Genomic DNA, 16221 nt, shown 5'->3' on the forward strand with positions numbered 1-16221 from the left:
TGCCGTCAGCTCTCGGGTTGTTGCGCCTCGGCAACGACGACAGGCTCTTTAGGGCTCTCTTTGGCGCCCTCTTTACGCTTCGCCTGCTTGCGTCGCGCTTGCCCACGCTGGCGCGCAGCCTGCTGCTTGGCGTGCAGCGCCTGCCCGGCCGTCACCGTACCAACGGCTTGGCCGTTGAGGTCCAGACGGGGCGCGTTCTCCACCATGCTTGCCCAGTAGCGACTGCTCGTGCACCAGGCGGCAACGCCCAGCTTGAGCTGTTCGAGGCTCAACCCCAGCAGCGCCAGGTGTTGCTCGGCGTCCTTGAGGATGCCTTCCTTGAGCGGCACCTTGGGGGCGGGGTTGACCGGGAAGGCCAGGGGGAAGTGCTTCTGCAACCGCCAGATCGCTTCCACCGCAGGGTCCTGCTCACGCGGCTTGGCCTGCTGGGGCGCGGCGTCTCGCTTGCGCTGTTTCGGGCGTTCAGGGCGCTCGGGGCGCTCACCCTGTGCCTGTTGCTTTTCAGCCCGCAGGCGGTCCCGTAGCTCAGCTAATTGCTCAAAACCCATCGTTCAAATCACCGCTTCATGGTTGTTTCGTGGCGCAAGATTATCCCATGCGGTCGCCTGTAGGCGATGGGACAGCGCGGTAAGCGTCAATTCCAGACGAACTGACGGTGAATGGAGCACAGGCCGCGCGCGCCCCAAAGCCGTTCGGAACGGTGCGCAACTGACCCCTATTGGCCGTCCTGAACCCGAAATAGAAGGCTCTGTCTACGTTAGCTGTTGTGGTTTTAATGCTGACAGAGCCGCCGTTTTCGCCCCATAGCCGCCCTCTGCGGGCGGGTCGTGTCGCGACGGGCAGATGTCAGCCTGAAGAAGGCTCACTTGGGCGGCTAGACTTACCGTTTGCAGTTCAGATGAGCATCCGCCTCGTGTGATTCAGCGTGGGCGTTGAGGGAAATCCCTCATTGTCTGGCGGTGTTGCGCCTCCCTAGGATGGCTCCGGGTAATCGACCCGATCGACGGAGAAAAACCATGGCTACCGCACAAACTGACGACAAGCGCCCGACCCCTGATCCGGCCGAGGACAATGCCTTCTTCCCTTCGCCGTACTCGCTCAGCCAGTTCACGTCCCCCAAATCCGACCTCAGCGGTGCCGACTATCCGAACCCCTATCGCGGCGGGCGTTGGAAGGTCCTGATGATCGGAGCCGATGAGCGTTATTTGCTGACGGACAACGGCACCCTGTTTTCGACGGGAAACCACCCCGTAGAGACATTGCTGCCCATGTACCACCTAGATAAGGCCGGGTTTGCCTTCGACATCGCGACCCTGTCCGGAAACCCGGTTAAATTCGAGTTCTGGGCCATGCCCTCCGAAGATGCCGAGGTAAAAGGGCAATACGCCAAGTATCGCGATCAGTTCAAGAGCCCGCTCAAGCTGGCTGATGTGATCGAGCAGAAGCTGGGCGAAGACTCCGACTATATCGGCGTGTTCATTCCGGGCGGGCACGGGGCCTTGATCGGTCTGCCTGAGAGCGAAGACGTGAAGAAAGTCCTTCAGTGGGCTGCGGCCAACGACAAGTTCGTGATCTCCCTTTGTCATGGCCCTGCGGCCCTGCTCGCAGCAGGCATCGGTGAAAGTCGGGACACCTGCATCTACAACGGCTACAAGATCTGCGCGTTCCCCGATGATCTTGATGCGAAGACCCCAGATATCGGCTACATGCCTGGCCATCTGACCTGGAAGTTCGGTGAAGAACTTCAGGCGCTGGGCCTCGAGATCATCAACAAGGACATCTCGGGAGCAACCCACCAGGACCGAAAACTGCTCACGGGTGACAGCCCGCTCGCGGGCAACGCCCTGGGCAAGCTGGCAGCCGCCGCGTTGCTGAAAGAGGTTGCCGCGGGGTGAATCAGAACGTGGCCGAGGCGGCATTTCGAGTCGTCCTTGAGATCGAGCGTGCGCAGACGCTTGCGGTGATCCAAAAGTCGGTCCGCGCCTTTGCCATGCCCTTTGGCTACGACCGCTTTGTCCTGTTTTCCGCCACATCCGCAAGGGACGAAGTGGTCGAGCGCGTCTACTGGGTGGAGGGGAACTGGTTCGATGACCAGGCGACGGTCGACGCACAGACCTATGTCCGCCATTGTCCGGTGACCCGTCATATCCTCGAGGCCCGCGAGCCCTTTTACTGGAGCAAGGTGAAAGGCAATGGCGGCGAGCTGTACCGGGTGGTACGCGCGCCAACGGGCCCCGGGGTTCATGGGATGCAAATACCCGTATTCGGTCCTCTGGGGCTTGAAGGCGCCATGAGTCTTGGCGGGGAGCAGGTGGAGTCGGCTCCCTGGGTTCGCCTGGCCTTGTGCATTGTGGCCAGGGCCGCATTCTTCGCCGCACGCCGCTTGCTCGAGGCGCCGGCAGGCGAGGTGTTCAGGAAGCTTTCCGAACGCGAGCGCGAAGTTCTGGCTTGGACTGCTGCTGGAAAGCGTCAGGCGGATATTGCCGCAACACTGGGCCTGTCAGAGCGAACGGTGGAAAACCATTTGCGTTCGGCACGCCGCCGTCTTGGCGTTGCAACGACTGCCCAGGCCATTACCTTTGCCATGCGCAACGGCGATCTGGAGGGCTAGGGACCGCAGGGTGAGCACCTGTGCGCTGCAACCGGATCAGCCTGCCTGATGGCCATGTCCGCGCCTGGCCGACAGCGCCTTCTCACCAGCGCCCGCCTCCGGCCGGATGCGGGCACTGGTAACAGCCAGGCAGAAAGCCCCCCACTCAGAACCGCGTCTGCAACCCCACCCGCCAGGTGCGCCCCGGCGCCGGCATGAAGCTTTGCGCCAGCGGGTCGAGGTAATAGCGGTCGGTGAGGTTCTGCACCGAGACATTCATCTCGGTGTGCTCCAGCAGCTGGTACTTGAGGAACAGGTCGAGGAGCGTCACCGAGCGGTAGTCGATCTGCGGGGTGGTGGCGCCGGTCTGCCAGGGTTTGTCCATCTGCGCGGTGGGGCCGGAGCTGTAGGTCATGCGCCCGCCCAGGGTCAGGGCCTCGTCGAAGAAGCGCAGCCCGGCGAGCAGGTTGGCCGAGTACCGCGGCGGGTTCTGGGTGTTGGTGTACGAGCCCATGTAGCTGCCCGGCGTGCAGTCGGGCGTGTCTTGCGTGGGCTGGTACTGGTTGGCGGAGGCGCGCAGCTTGGCGGCGAAGGCCGCGTCGCAGGTTTCGGTCTTCAGGTAGTAGGTGGCCGAGAGGTCGGCGAACACGCGCCCGGCGTCGTAGTGCGATTGCAGCTCCAGGCCCCGGGTGCTGTAGCTGTCGGTGTTGCTGAAGGTCATCTGCCCCCACAGGCCCGGGCTCGGGTCGTAGTAGCGGGTGATGTAGTTGCGGATGTCGTTGTCGAAGTACGCCAGCTTGGCCGAGGCCGAGTCGCCGCCCACCAGCAGGTCGCTGCGCAGCGCACTGACGCCCACTTCCCAGCTGCGCGAGCGCTCGGGCTTGAGGTGCTTGCCCGGCGTCACCTGCTGGGTGCCCTGGCTGGTTTCGAACAGCGACGGCAGGCGCAGGCCCTGGGTGTAGGAGGCGTAGACGAAGGTGTCGGGCAGGAATTCGACATTGATGCCGAAGGCCGGCGAGAAACCACCGCCGCTGCCGCCGCGCTGCGGGGTGTAGTCATAGCCGGTGACCACGTTGCTGACGCCTTCCGGGTGCACGGTCACGTTGGTGGCGCCGGATTCGTTGAACGGCACGCCATTGAACGGCTCGTTGCTGTTGCCGAAGACGATGCCGTTGTTCAGGCGCGGGTCGGTGGCGTCGGTGTACTGCCCGTTTTCGTCCGGGAACCACATCATGCTGCCCCAGCTCGTGGGGCTGCTCACGGTGATCCAGCGCATCTGCCGGTCCTGCCGCCGGGCCTCGGCCAGCAGGGTGTTGTCCTGGGTGCGGTAATGGCTGTAGCGGCCGCCGCCCCAGAGCGTGACCTCCTCGATGGGCTGGTATTCCAGCTTGCCGTTGAAGCTGAACTCCTGGCGCGAGGCATCCCGCAAGCCACGGTTGGCGTTGATGTCGTGCTGGGTGGTGACCACGCTCTTCTGCGGTTGCAGGTCTTCGAGCTGGAAGCCGCCGCCCAGGTCGAGGGTGAAATCGCCGTGGCGGGTGGCGAAGCGCGAGATGTTGTTGAGGTCGCCGCCGATGCGTCGGTTGTCCTGGCGGGCCCAGCTGCGGTCGGTGCGGAACAGCTGGGATTTCGGCGCCATCCAGGCCGCGCTCAGGGTGCTGGTCTTCGAATCGGTCATCCACAGGTTGCCGGTGAGGTCCACCAGCGGGTTGCCCTCGGGCAGGTAGTGGTAGCGCGCGGTGTAGCCGTCGATCTTCACTTCTCTGGTGGGGTACTGGTAGATGCCGGCGGTGCCGTAGCGGAAGATGTCCGACGGCATGATTTCGCCCATGTTGCCGTCGAAGCGCCGGTAGCCCAGGTCCAGGGTGTGTTCGTCGGCCAGGCGCCAGGTGGTCTTGAACAGGTAGGAATCCGTCTCCGCGGAGGAGTTGAGCACCTCTTCGCCCGGCTCGTAGGTGTTGGCCACGCTGGCCTGCTCGTCGCCCCAGCGGTCGTAGAGGCGATAGCGCTCCTGCCCGTGCTTGCCCGAGAAGTAGTTGCCCTGGTTGCGGTGGGCATAGGCGGCGACCAGGTCGAAACGCTCATGGCTGTAGGCGAAGGCGGCGCTGCCGGACTCGGCCGCCGAACCGAACAGGCTGGCCCGGTCGTCACGCGGCACGGTGCTCAGTTCCTCATCCTTCGAATGGCGGCTGCGGTGGGCAGGTTCGACGCCGTTGTTCCACAGGTTGCCGGTGAAGCGCACACCGATGTCCTTGCCGTCCACCAGGATGTCGTCCACGCCGAGGGTGGTCATCTCCACCGCACCGCCGATGGCCCCGGAGCGCAAGCTGGGGCCCTTGTTCACGGTCACGCTGCTGAGCAGGTCCGGGTCGATGTAGCTGCGCTGCTGGGTGCCGCCGTAGCCCCGGTAGACATCCAGCGCCTGCTCCGAGCCGTCGACCCGCACCGCGACCCGGCTCTGCCCCTGGATGCCACGGATGTTCACGTCCAGCGCACCGCCGTTGCGGCTGTCACCCACCTGCACGCCGGCCACGCCCTTGAGCGTGTCGCCCACAGAGACCGTGCCGAAGCGATCCATGTCCTCCCGCGAGAGGCGCACCGAGGACCGGGGCGCGCGGTAGGTGTCCTGCTCATCCAGGCCGGTGGCGCCGACCACAGTGGGCGTCAGCTCCAGCGCGGCCTTCGGCTCCGCGCCCTGGGGCACGAGCACATAGGTGCCAGGGGAGCTCGGCAGCAGTTGCAAGCCGGAGCCCTGCAGCAGGCGCCGTGCACCCTCCAGCACGGTGTAGCGCCCCTTGAGCGACGGCGCGGTATGGCCCCGCGTCAGCTCGGCGTCGTAGGACAGCAGCAGGCCGGACTGGCTGGCAAAGCGGCCGAGCACCGTACCCAGCGGCCCCTGGGCGATGTCGTAGTCCCGGGGCGTGGCATCGTCCAGCCGCGTGGCGGTGGTCGCCGTAGTGCCGGCGGCGTGGGCACTCATGGGCACACCGCTCGCCAGCAGGCAGCCGATCATGGCGCAGCCCATGGCCAAGGCGACCGGGGACAGACGTTGCGGGGGGCGCGGAACAGGGGAAAGCCGGTGTACTGCGGGCATGCTTCTCTCGCTCGTAGGGTGTATGCCCGGCACTCGATGCGGGCTCTCACTCCCTCTGTCGCACGAGATCAAAAAAGGTATATGCGGAATATTCGTATTTTCATCTGGGCTTGTAGCGCAAAAGATTTTAGTGATAATTGTTTTCATTTGCGACAACCGCCTGCCGATTCAGCTCACCATGAACCCCCTCGACACCCCGCCCCTGCTCACCAACCGCTGCGCCCTCACGACGCTCTATGTCGAGAACCACGCCTGGCTGCGCACCTGGCTGACGTACCGGCTCAGGTCCTGGGGGCGCGGCGTGGCCGACGACCTGGCCCAGGACGTATTCCTGCGCGTGCTGGTCAGCCGGGAGGCGAACCAACCCGAAGCCATCCGCCAGCCACGGGCCTACCTCACCCGTATCGCCAACTGCGTGCTGGTCAGCTGGCGGCGGCGCAATTCGCTGGAGCAGGCCTGGCTGGCAGCGCTGCTACTGCTGCCCGAGCCGGAGCATCCATCGCCCGAGCAGCAAAGCGTCATCCTCGAGACCCTGCATGAGATCGACGCCCTCCTCGAAGCCTTGCGCCCATGGGTTCGGCAGGCCTTCCTCATGGCGACCCTGGACGGCATGAAACAGAAAGACATCGCCCAAACCCTCGGCATCGCCCTGCCCACCGTGAAGAAGTACATCCACGAGGGTTATGTGGCCTGCCTGAGCCAGATGCCCGATGCATGACGTCAGCGCCAATGGCGAACCCATCGCCCAGGCCGTACTCGCCCAGGCCGCCTCCTGGCTGCTGTTGATGCAGGAAGGGCCGCTGAGCCCTGCGCAACAGGCCGAACTGGAGCGCTGGCGGCACCTCGCCCCGGAACACGAACGGGCCTGGAAGCGTGCGCAAAGCCTGCTCGCCCGCCTCGGCACCCTGCCACCAGCACTGGCCAGGCAAACCCTCGACCGCCCGGCTGCCAGCCGCCGCACCGTCCTGCGCGGCTTGCTCGTGCTCATGGGGGCCGCGCCACTGGGTTGGTGGGTGTGGCAACGCAGCAGCGCGGGCACCGACTACCTCACCGCCCTGGGCGAACGCCGGGACCTGGTGCTGGAAGACGGCACCCAGGTCTCGCTCAACAGCGACACCGCCCTAGCCGTGCGCTTCACCGCCGAACAGCGCCTGCTGCACCTGCGCCACGGCGAGCTCTACATCGCCACGGCGACGGACCGGCACGCCCCTCCCCGCCCGCTACGGGTACAGAGCGAACACGGCCTCATGCAGGCACTGGGCACCCGCTTCAGCGTGCGCCAGCTCCCCCAGGAAACCCTGCTCGCCGTCTATGAAGGCGCCGTACAGGTACAGCTCGCTGGCGCGCCACAGGGAAGCATCGTCCACGCCGGCCAGCAGGTCCGCTTCAGCCGCGACCGCCTCGGCCCCCTCGAAGCGGCCCGCGACACCTCACTGGCCTGGCGCAACGGCCTGCTGGTTGCAGACGACATGCCCCTGCAGCAATGGACCCAGGAGCTGATGCGCTACAGCGCCCAAAACATCACCTGCTCCCCTGCCCTGGCGAACCTGCGCGTCTCCGGCACCTTCCCCCTCGACGACCTGCCGCTGGCGCTGGCGATGTTGGCGCAGAGTCATGGGTTGCGGGTTCAGGCGGGGGCGAAGGGGATGGTTATTGGACGATGAGTCGAGCGGGAAGCCTGACGCCTGGCGTACAGGCTCTGGCGTCGTAAGGCTGCGAGAACAGTGCTATCGAACGAGGCAGTTCGGCTACAGCGGTATTGGCCGAGTCCGACTTTTGTCTCGATGGGAAAGCGATAGCATCCCCTGCCCCATGCACTGACCATCGAGGCCGGCATGAATCACATCGGACGCATCGAACGGGCTGTGGTTCTTTCGAGTCGTCTCGCATCAGGGGCAGCCCAGGGCGCCGCTGGCTGCTTCGGCCAAGCCCCCTGCGGACCCGGCCTGCAAGGCGTGGAGCCGATGCACGGCAACCTGCTCCACCCGATCGGCATCGGCGGAACCGCGCTCGCCGGCCAGGGTGGGGAAACGCACGAAGAAGCCGGTGCGCTTGCCCGCCTTGGCGAACAGCGCGGTGCGGCTTTAGTGGGTGATATCGCCGGTGACCGTGAAGGTGTCGTAGGCGCCCGAGCCCTTGGCGTGCATGCCCTGCTCCCGGATCACCTCGCGGTCGAAGCGCGCCAGCTTCTCCAGGCCACAGATGTCCTGCCGCAAGGCCGGGCCGCGGAGACCGGTCGCCTCAGGTGCGGCGACCGGGAACCCTGCTTAAGCCAGCACTTCGGCCGTTGGAGTTGCGGTGCCGTCGACCTGTGGCGGTGGGGTTCGGACCGTCGTCGAGCGCAGCAGGAAGCACGACAATGCCGGAATCAGAATCAACGCACCGAGCATGTTCCAGATGAACATGAAGGTCAGCAGCATACCCATGTCGGCTTGGAACTTGATCGGCGACCAGGCCCAAGAGACAACGCCAATGGCTAGTGTCACGCCAACCAAGCAGACCACCTTGCCAGTGAAGGCCACAGCGTTCCGGTAGGCGTCGGACAGTGACATACCTTGACGTTGGTAGTGCAACTGCACGCTAAGCAGGTACAGCGCGTAGTCGATGCCGATACCGACGCCAAGAGCGATCACCGGCAAGGTAGCGACTTTCACGCCAATGCCCATGTAGACCATCAATGCCTCGCAGAGGATGGAGGTCAGAACCAGTGGCAGCATGGCCACCAGCGCCGCAGCCAGACTGCGGAACGCAATCAGGCAGAAGACGAACACCGCGAGGTAAACGTAGAGCAGCATGGTGCGGTTCGCCTCGCGTACCACGATGTTCGTGGCAGCCTCGATTCCGGCACTACCAGCGGCGAGGAGGAACTGGCGGTCGTCAGTGCTGTTTTCTTTGGCGAATCTATCGGCGACGGCTACCACGTTATCCAGGGTCTCGGCCTTGTGGTCCTTGAGAAAGGCAATCACCGGCATCATCGAGCATTCTGTATTGAGTAGCTCTGAGGCATTGACCGAGGCCTGCTGCGCCGCATAGTTGAGCATGTCCTGGTTGCGCTGGATGCTGGCCATTTTCGGGTTGCCTTCGAAGGAGCCAGCAGTGATCTGGCGCACCGCGTTGACCAGCGAAACCGTGGTCTGCACGTGCGGGAGTTGCTGCAGTTCCCAGGCCAGCCTATCGGCGAGCATAAGGGTGTGATAGTTCAGGCAACCTTCGGGGCCTGTCTTGATCATCACTGCGAACAGGTCGCTGGAGAGACTGTAGTGGCTGGTTATGTAGGCATTATCGAGGTTGTAGCGAGAGTCCTGGCGCAACTCCGGGGCGCCACTGTCGAGGTCACCAATCTTCAAGCTCTGGCTGTAGAAGAATCCGGCCACTCCAAGCGCTGTGGAAACCAGCACCGCGCAGGTCGCCCAGCGACGGGTGGTGAATCGGTCAAGCAGATCCCAAAGCTTTCCCAAGCCGTGATGATGGGCGGTGCTCGCGTCAACGATAAGTGCACGCTTGGCAGCTTTGGTGCTGACACCGACGAAGGACAGCGCCACAGGCATCATTAGCAGGGTTGTGAAGATCAACACGGCCACGCCGATACTGGCGGTGATAGCCAGCTCCTGGATCACCGGGATGTCGATTAGCATCAGCACGCCAAAACCCACCGCATCGGACAGCAGCGCAGTAACCCCGGCCATGAACAAGCGGCGGAAGGTGTAGCGTGCTGCCACCAAGCGGTGGGTGCCACGACCGATGTCCTGCATGATGCCATTCATTTTCTGGGCAGCATGAGACACGCCAATAGCGAAGATGAGGAAGGGCACCAGAATCGAGTACGGATCGATGGCATAGCCCAACCAGGAGATGATGCCCAGCTGCCATATCACCGCCATGAGCGAGCAGCCGATTACCAGCAGGGTGCTGCGCAGGCAGCGTGTGTAGACGAGGATAATGACGAAGGCACTGATCACTGCCAGGCTGAAGAACATCATGACCTGGAACAAGCCGTCGATCATCTCACTGATCAGCTTGGCGAAGCCGATTACGCGGATCTTGTACTGCCCATGGCCTTCTTCACCAGCAAGACGCGTGGCACGCTCTCCGTTGAATTCGTACTTATCGCGCATTGCATCGAGTTTCTTGGCGAACTCGTAATAGTTGATGCTCTGGCCGCTGGCGCTGTCCTTGTCCAGCAGAGGGACGATGATCATGCTCGAGCGGAAGTCACCGGCGACGAGACTGCCGGTGATGCCGGCGCGGTTGATATTCTGCTTGAGCTGTTCAATGTCCGCTGGTCGCCCGCCATAGCTGTCGGGCATCACTGGGCCACCTCGGAAGCCTTCTTCGGTGACCTCGGTCCAGCGAACGGTCGGGGTCCACAACGACTTCATCCAGGCGCGGTCGACTCCGGCGGTGAGGAACAATTCGTCGCTGACCTGCTTGAGTACTTCCAGGTAAGCGGGGTCGAAGATGTCGCCGTTGGTGTTCTCTACCACCACCCGCACCGAGTTCCCCATGCCGCGCAGCGAGGTGCGGTTTTCCAGGTAATTCTGAATGTAGGGTTGGCTCTGCGGAATCATCTTTTCGAAGCTGGGCCGCAGTTCCAGGCGGGTGGCCGCCTTGTAGCCAAGCAGCAGGGTAAGAAGTGCCATGAGCATGACGAACAGGCCACGGTGGTTGAACACCAGGCGCTCGATCAGGTTGCCGCTGCTCGGGTCGAAGTCCCGTAGATCAGAGATCACCGGCCATTGTTCTTGTTTGATAGTGCCCATTTCAGCTACTCGCTTAAATTGTATTTATTCAGCGGAAAGTCGACGAACGCCACGGTTGCCAACCAGGATCAGCGGGCCTTCGGTAGTTTGCAGCGCACCAGCAATCGGGGCAGGTTCGGACAGGGGCAGCAGGCGCAGTTTTCTTGCGCCAGGTTCGGCGAGCAATTGGTGGCCGGCCTGGGTGAACAGTCGGTAGCTGCCATGTGGGCCGTTAGTTGCGGCGGTGAAGCTCACCTCCAGATCGGATTGCAGCGTCTGCCAGCTGGCGCCTCTATCAAGGCTGCGTAGTACGTTGCCGCGCAGGCCATAAACCAATACCTCGCCATGCTGGCCGGTGACGCCGAAGAAACTGCCCTGATAGGGCGTTTCGATCCGATCGAAGGTCTGTGTCCCTTGGTCGAGCCGGCGTACCAGGCCCTGTTCGCCAACCAAATAGAGCGCATCGCCTGTGTTGTCGATGGCAAACAGGTTCAGGCCCTGCGGGTTGTCGGTGCGATCCTGCCATGGTGTCCAAGTCTGCCCACCGTCGGTGGTGGCAAGAATCAAGTTGAATACGCCGACGACATAGCCGCTGCGCTCGCTCTCAAACCAGACATCCAAAAAAGGCTTATCGGCACCCTCGGCCTTGAGGCGCTCACCTTCGGCGACCAGCAATGGCCACTGCTCATTCTCCGGCTCGGCTGACGCCCGTGCACCGTAGTGGTCGATAAGCAGGTCGCCAATCTGGCGGCCGTCGAGCTGCTTGCTCCAGCTCTGCCCCGCATCACTGGTGTGCAGGATCACCCCATCGTTGCCCACTGCCCAACCTTGTTGGGCGGTTGGGAAATGCACGGCGTTAAGGTCGACGCTGACCGGAACCTGTGCCTGCTTCCAGGTCTGGCCAGCGTCATCGGAATACAGTATGTGCCCGCGCTGGCCAACGCTGACTAGCCGAGATCCAGCCTGGGTCACATCAAGCAGGGGGCTGCGTACGGCCAGCTCGCTGGGGCGCGCGGGCAGCTCCAACACATCCACATAGGCAGCTGCCCGAGCGGTACCCCCAAGGATGATGTAGAGGACCAGAGGCCAAAGCAGGGACTTTCTGAAGGAGCACATCAATTTGTCCTCTTAAAGAAACCGGATTGCCAAAGGGCGGCAATCCGGCCTAAAGCTCGCCCGGCTAGCAACCGGACGAGAGGAGTAGCCGATTGACGGCTATCAGCGGATGCCGGCTCCCGCCAGCGACTCGGGGGCCCACTGGATATCACTGAGCGGTTCTCCGTATGTGATGCCACCATGCGGACCGACCAAGCCGTTTATGTTGTAGGAGCCGCTGACCAGATCGTGGATCAAGGTCGGTGTGGCATCCGGGTTCTGTTGGTCGTAGCTCTGGGTCAGGAAGGCGAATGATCCGCGGTAGAGTTGGCCGCGAGCGTCATACTGATCAGAAGCCAGGGCGACCCAACTGTCCTCATCCAGGTAGAAGCGGCGCTTGTGATAGATGTGACGCTTACCCTCCTTGAGACTGCCTTCCACAACCCACACACGGTGCTTCTCCCAGCGAACCAGATCTGGATTTGGGAAGTTCGGGGTGGTGAGCTGCTTGGGGTCTTTCACATAGGTCAGCGTGTAGGTGTTGTAGGGCACGTACATTTCCTGCTTGCCGACCAGCTTCCAGTCGAAGCGGTCCAGTGCGCCGGCGAAGACAAAGGAATCGTCATACGCTGCTGCGCCCGAGGTACTGGGGTTGGGAGTGTCGTACGCCAGGTCTGGAGCCATCTTCACGCGGCGTACACCCGGCAAGTAGGACCAGGCGCGACGTGGCTGCTCCAGCGGGTTGGCTGCATCGCGCAGCAAAGTGGCTTCTCCAGCACGGCGAGCCGGACCGGTGTAGTACAGCTTGATCAGATAGATGGTGTCGGAGCCTTGGATCGGCTTGTTCAGATCGTTGTAGGACGCGTAGTTGATGAAACCTCTACCGGTGGTAGCCAGGGTAGCCACACCAGCAGAATCGACGTTCCAAGAGTCGAACTTGGACGACGTATTCACGCCCTGGTAGCGGAGCAGGTGGTTCCACATGGCCTCGGCGCCGGACTGCGGGATCGGGAAGGGCACGCCCGGCAGCACGTTCTCGATTGCATTGCCACCTTCCAGCGACTTGGCGTTGACCGCGTTTTTCACTGTGTTGTCCAGCACACCCTGCGGTAGGGAGACACTGCGGTGGGTTGGGTAGACGTTGACCTTGAAACTTGGGAAGCGCTTGGCCAGTTCGGCGGTTACCGCCGTCAGCTTGTCCCTGTATTGCTCGACGTTGCTACCATCGATTACCAGTAGCGGTTTCTCGCCTGCGAAGGGATCGGGGCGAAAGGCATCACCGCTCTTGAAACCGGCCGGCACGGTGGTCAGCCCGCCCTCGTATGCCGGAATAGAACCGTCGGCGTTAGCGGATTTCTCAGCCCCAACCTGGGTCAACGCATTGCCCAGCTTGGCAGCTTCGGCAGGGGAAACAGCGGCCAGGGCCTGGCCGCTGCCGATGACGGCCAGCGAGGCCGCCAGAAGGCTTTTCATGAACATCATCGCGTGTGCTCCGCTATGCATCAGAAGGTGGTTTTGAGGGTCAGGTAGACAGCGCCACGATCTTCGGTAGCACCTGCACCAGAGAAAGATGAATAGCCGCCGGGATAGCAGGTGTAATCAACGCGAGCCACACCGCTTCCCACAGTCGGTAGCAATTGCGCGCCATCACGGACTGGGTCGTCGCACTTGCTCGCTTCGCCGAAGGCATCCACATACTTGAGGTCGACGAAGTACTGGTTGTAGATGACGGCGCCGACGCCCACCGAATAGGTGCCGGTGTTCTCGGCCCCCCCTCCGGCGACTGGCGAAACTCCATCAATGCCATAGTTGATGGAGAGCGGCATGTTCATGTCGACACCCGGGAAGACCTGGTACCAGGTTGGGGTGAAGTTGACCGCGATGCCCCAGTTGTCGCGGGTGGGCTGATCAACGCCGTTGTAGGTGTTCTTGCCCTTGTATAGAGCCTCGTTCTTGCCATCCAGGCTCAGCAGGTTGCTGTAGTACAGCTCACCAAGCAGGCTGGCCGCATCGAATAGTGGGGTTTCGCCGATAGTTGCCAGGCCATTGAGGGTCCAGTGCAGGGTCTGGCCTGTGGCGGCCATCGGGTCGCCGTCTTTGAACGGCGTATTCACCACACCTGCAGTTGTTGGGTTGATCCCCGCTGCTGCCAGGGCCGCGTAACTGGTTGGGTTGTAGTTGGGCGCGATGCTGGCAAGGGTCATATGCTCGCGATAGTTCAGGTCACTGCCTACCGAAACGCCACCGATGTTTTTCGACAGGCTGATGCCATAGATGTCGATGTCGTCGTTATAGGCAAACTGATAGGTCAAATTGGGCAGACCAGGAGTGATGCGAGTATCCAGCGTGACCTGCGGCATGATGTCGGAGGTCTGGCGGTAGTAGAAGCCGAGGGTGCCGTCGAGCCACTCCGGAGACCACTTGGCCATCACGCCCCAGTCACCACGGTCATCTGGAGTGAAATCATCACCGCGGCGCAGAGTGATCTGGTTCTGCACATTTGGGACTGCTGTTGGGTCGATAAATGGCAACACAGTGGGTACGAAGCCGTTCCCGATAAACAGGTTCTGTGCGCCTTCGCCCACGACATCGGAACCTGCGTAGTAAGTACCAGCCTCAGGAAGCCGTGCAGGGCTCCAGTCGAGGAAGTACTGAGCACCGAAACTCAGCTCGGGGTTGAGATTGAAAGTGGCGGAAATCTGGTTACGCGGCAGAAACAGTTCCTTGGCCTCAATGCCTGGTGAAGCAGCAGACTTGGCAAGGTCCAGACCAGCCTGGCCGTAGCTCAGGGAGTGCGCGGCGCTGAGGATGGTCTCCCCCCAGAACACATTGTGCTGGCCGAGTTTGAGACCCAGAAGCGATCCATCACCTACCTCGGTGTTGTAGAACAGGAAAGCATCGAGAATTTCACCGGACGGTCCGCTGTAATAGCGCTTGGCATAACGACTCAGATGCGCGCTGCCAAACCCATCAGCTGCGCGGCCGGCTCCTCCGAGAGGGTTGGCTGCGGTGATGTATCCGGAGTTGGCATCGTTGCCGTTGACCATCGGATTGGCGTTGGATCCAGCGTTGTCGTAAGCCTTGTCGTACCAACTGGCTGCACTGACACGAAAGCCCGTGCGCTCCTGGAACACCACATCGAGTTCGGTCAGAAGATCGATCCGATTGGTGATGTTGGTGCCGGCCTTACGGAAGTTGTAATTGCCATCATTGTTGTTGGGGGTCCCCAGCATCCGGGTGTCGGCACTCTGGGTACGCACCCCGTAGTTGTATTTGATGGTGTTGTCGAATCGTATCGACCAGTCCGTGCTGCCTGTGTCGATTTCGAAAGCCTGGGCGGCAGGCATGCCGGCCACCAAAATGGCGACGGCCAGCGAACTGCGGCGCAAGTGGCAGGGGGGAGCCATCTTCATGGGCTGAGATACCTTTTTTGTTGTGGGTTTTAGTAGGCAGTCATCGAATTAGCTGCTGGTTCGCTGCAGCAATGTCAGGGATACCGCGCGGCCCAAGGCCATGCTGTGCTGTAGCGCCGTGCGGGCATGCGTGACCTGGCGCGCTCCGGCTCTGCCGCTCAGTTGCAGGGACAGCTCAACCAGTTGGGCGATGGCTGTGGCTCCTGGAGCGTGGCCGCGACCGAGCAGTCCGCCGGAAGGGCAAATAACTGCACCCCCTGGGCTGCGACCAAAACCATCCTGGGCAAAGCTCACCAATTGCTCATCGCGGCAAAACCCCAAGGCGGCGCTGTTGATCAGGTAGTCGCCAACGCTCTGGTCATGCAGCTCCACCACATCGACATCCTCAGGACCAAGACCGGCCTGGTCGTATATCTGCCTGACAAGGCGATGGGTGGTGGAGCGGCCGAGTGCGTCGAAAACGCTGGGCGGGTCGAGGTCGTCGTCGAAATCGGCTCCACGCAAGCTCGCCAGGCAGGCGATATCAGCCTGGATGCCATAACGCCGGGCAAAGGCCGGGGTACACATCATCAGGGCAGCGGCACCACAGGCCGGTGTTGCCAGGTAGGGTTGCTGCCAGCCGCTTCCAGGAAGTCCAGCGAGCAGCGCGCTGGGGTCGAGAAGGGCACGCTGGCGAGCTGCATTGAGCACCTGCTGCAGACATTCGGCGCTGAGGCCGAAGTCTTGCAGTAGTTGGCGGGTCTGAGCGGCGTAGAGCTCTAGTGGCTGCTGTCGGCTCGCGATGCGCTGCTGCAGTAGGCCGCCTCCAACCGCCTGGCAGGGGGAGTCGGGTGACGGCTCTCGCAGACCGAAAAAGGCGTGGCTGCCTATTTCGACAGGCATAGCGTCGCAGCCGACTACCAAAGCGCACGCGCTTTCCCCAGACAGCAGGCTCTGGCGTGCCAGATGGAATGCAGCGTGACCGGAAGCGCAACCATCGCTGAGATTGATCAAGGGAATACCACTGAAGCCCAGAGGCGCTAATAGCTGCTCGCCGTTCCCAGCACCGCCCTGGGCACAGGCCAGGACTATGTGGTCTATCAACTCGAAGTCGATTGAGGCGTCGGCCATCGCCATGCGTACTGCGCAAACTGCCAAGGCACGGGCATCACCCTGGCCGAGCGGCACGAAGGGTGTTACCCCCACGCCAGCGAGCAGTACCTGTTGATTCATCACCGTCACCCCGTTGCCGATTCGGATCGCCATTCGCGGCGGATCGCAAGCCGTCCACGCTTGTGGAAGGCAGCTTTT

The 16221-nt window shown here is 62.5% G+C and carries 11 protein-coding genes and 1 pseudogene; 4 read left to right on the forward strand and 8 right to left on the reverse strand.

Going from position 1 to position 16221, the window contains the following annotated elements; all coding sequences use genetic code 11:
* Window positions 1-5: 5 nt before the first annotated feature.
* Window positions 6-548: a ProQ/FinO family protein gene (locus tag PI990_RS18415; protein WP_184490122.1), complete on the reverse strand. Its 543-nt coding sequence runs from the start codon at window positions 546-548 to the stop codon at window positions 6-8.
* Window positions 549-1016: 468 nt separating this feature from the next.
* Here PI990_RS18415 and hchA point away from each other — a divergent pair, with 468 nt between their 5' ends.
* On the forward strand, window positions 1017-1895 hold the full coding sequence (gene hchA, locus PI990_RS18420) for a glyoxalase III HchA (protein ID WP_271658023.1): 879 nt from the start codon (window positions 1017-1019) through the stop codon (window positions 1893-1895).
* Window positions 1892-2611, forward strand: coding sequence for a PA1136 family autoinducer-binding transcriptional regulator (locus tag PI990_RS18425; RefSeq protein WP_271658024.1), 720 nt, complete (start codon window positions 1892-1894; stop codon window positions 2609-2611). The genes hchA and PI990_RS18425 overlap by 4 nt, the downstream gene beginning before the upstream one ends.
* A 145-nt stretch (window positions 2612-2756) precedes the next feature.
* On the opposite strand, the gene PI990_RS18430 is transcribed toward PI990_RS18425, so the two are convergent.
* Window positions 2757-5684, reverse strand: coding sequence for a TonB-dependent receptor domain-containing protein (locus PI990_RS18430; protein ID WP_271658025.1), 2928 nt, complete (start codon window positions 5682-5684; stop codon window positions 2757-2759).
* 178 nt (window positions 5685-5862) lie between these two features.
* Here PI990_RS18430 and PI990_RS18435 point away from each other — a divergent pair, with 178 nt between their 5' ends.
* Window positions 5863-6402: a sigma-70 family RNA polymerase sigma factor gene (locus PI990_RS18435; protein ID WP_271658026.1), complete on the forward strand. Its 540-nt coding sequence runs from the start codon at window positions 5863-5865 to the stop codon at window positions 6400-6402.
* Window positions 6395-7348: a FecR domain-containing protein gene (locus tag PI990_RS18440; RefSeq protein WP_271658027.1), complete on the forward strand. Its 954-nt coding sequence runs from the start codon at window positions 6395-6397 to the stop codon at window positions 7346-7348. Before PI990_RS18435 ends, PI990_RS18440 begins: the two co-directional genes overlap by 8 nt.
* Window positions 7349-7669: 321 nt before the next feature.
* Here the strand turns inward: PI990_RS18440 and PI990_RS18445 are convergent.
* The 6 genes and pseudogenes from PI990_RS18445 to PI990_RS18470 all read right to left on the reverse strand — a co-directional run.
* Window positions 7670-7951: pseudogene (locus PI990_RS18445) on the reverse strand (catalase); the annotation flags it as partial.
* The gene (locus tag PI990_RS18450; RefSeq protein WP_271658028.1) at window positions 7952-10444 is read right to left on the reverse strand and encodes an efflux RND transporter permease subunit; all 2493 of its coding nucleotides are present in this window, start codon (window positions 10442-10444) and stop codon (window positions 7952-7954) included.
* A gap of 24 nt (window positions 10445-10468) precedes the next feature.
* A complete protein-coding gene (locus tag PI990_RS18455) occupies window positions 10469-11539 on the reverse strand; it encodes a WD40/YVTN/BNR-like repeat-containing protein (RefSeq protein WP_271658029.1) in 1071 nt (356 codons plus the stop codon).
* Between the two features lie 102 nt (window positions 11540-11641).
* Window positions 11642-13000, reverse strand: coding sequence for a DUF1329 domain-containing protein (locus PI990_RS18460; protein WP_271658030.1), 1359 nt, complete (start codon window positions 12998-13000; stop codon window positions 11642-11644).
* Between the two features lie 20 nt (window positions 13001-13020).
* The gene (locus PI990_RS18465; protein ID WP_442969284.1) at window positions 13021-14931 is read right to left on the reverse strand and encodes a DUF1302 domain-containing protein; all 1911 of its coding nucleotides are present in this window, start codon (window positions 14929-14931) and stop codon (window positions 13021-13023) included.
* Window positions 14932-14979: 48 nt separating this feature from the next.
* Window positions 14980-16176, reverse strand: a complete 1197-nt coding sequence (locus tag PI990_RS18470; RefSeq protein WP_271658031.1) for a thiolase C-terminal domain-containing protein — start codon at window positions 16174-16176, stop codon at window positions 14980-14982.
* Window positions 16177-16221 lie beyond the last annotated feature (45 nt).

It is taken from the genome of Pseudomonas sp. TUM22785, assembly GCF_028198105.1.
Classification (GTDB): Bacteria; Pseudomonadota; Gammaproteobacteria; order Pseudomonadales; family Pseudomonadaceae; genus Metapseudomonas; species Metapseudomonas solani.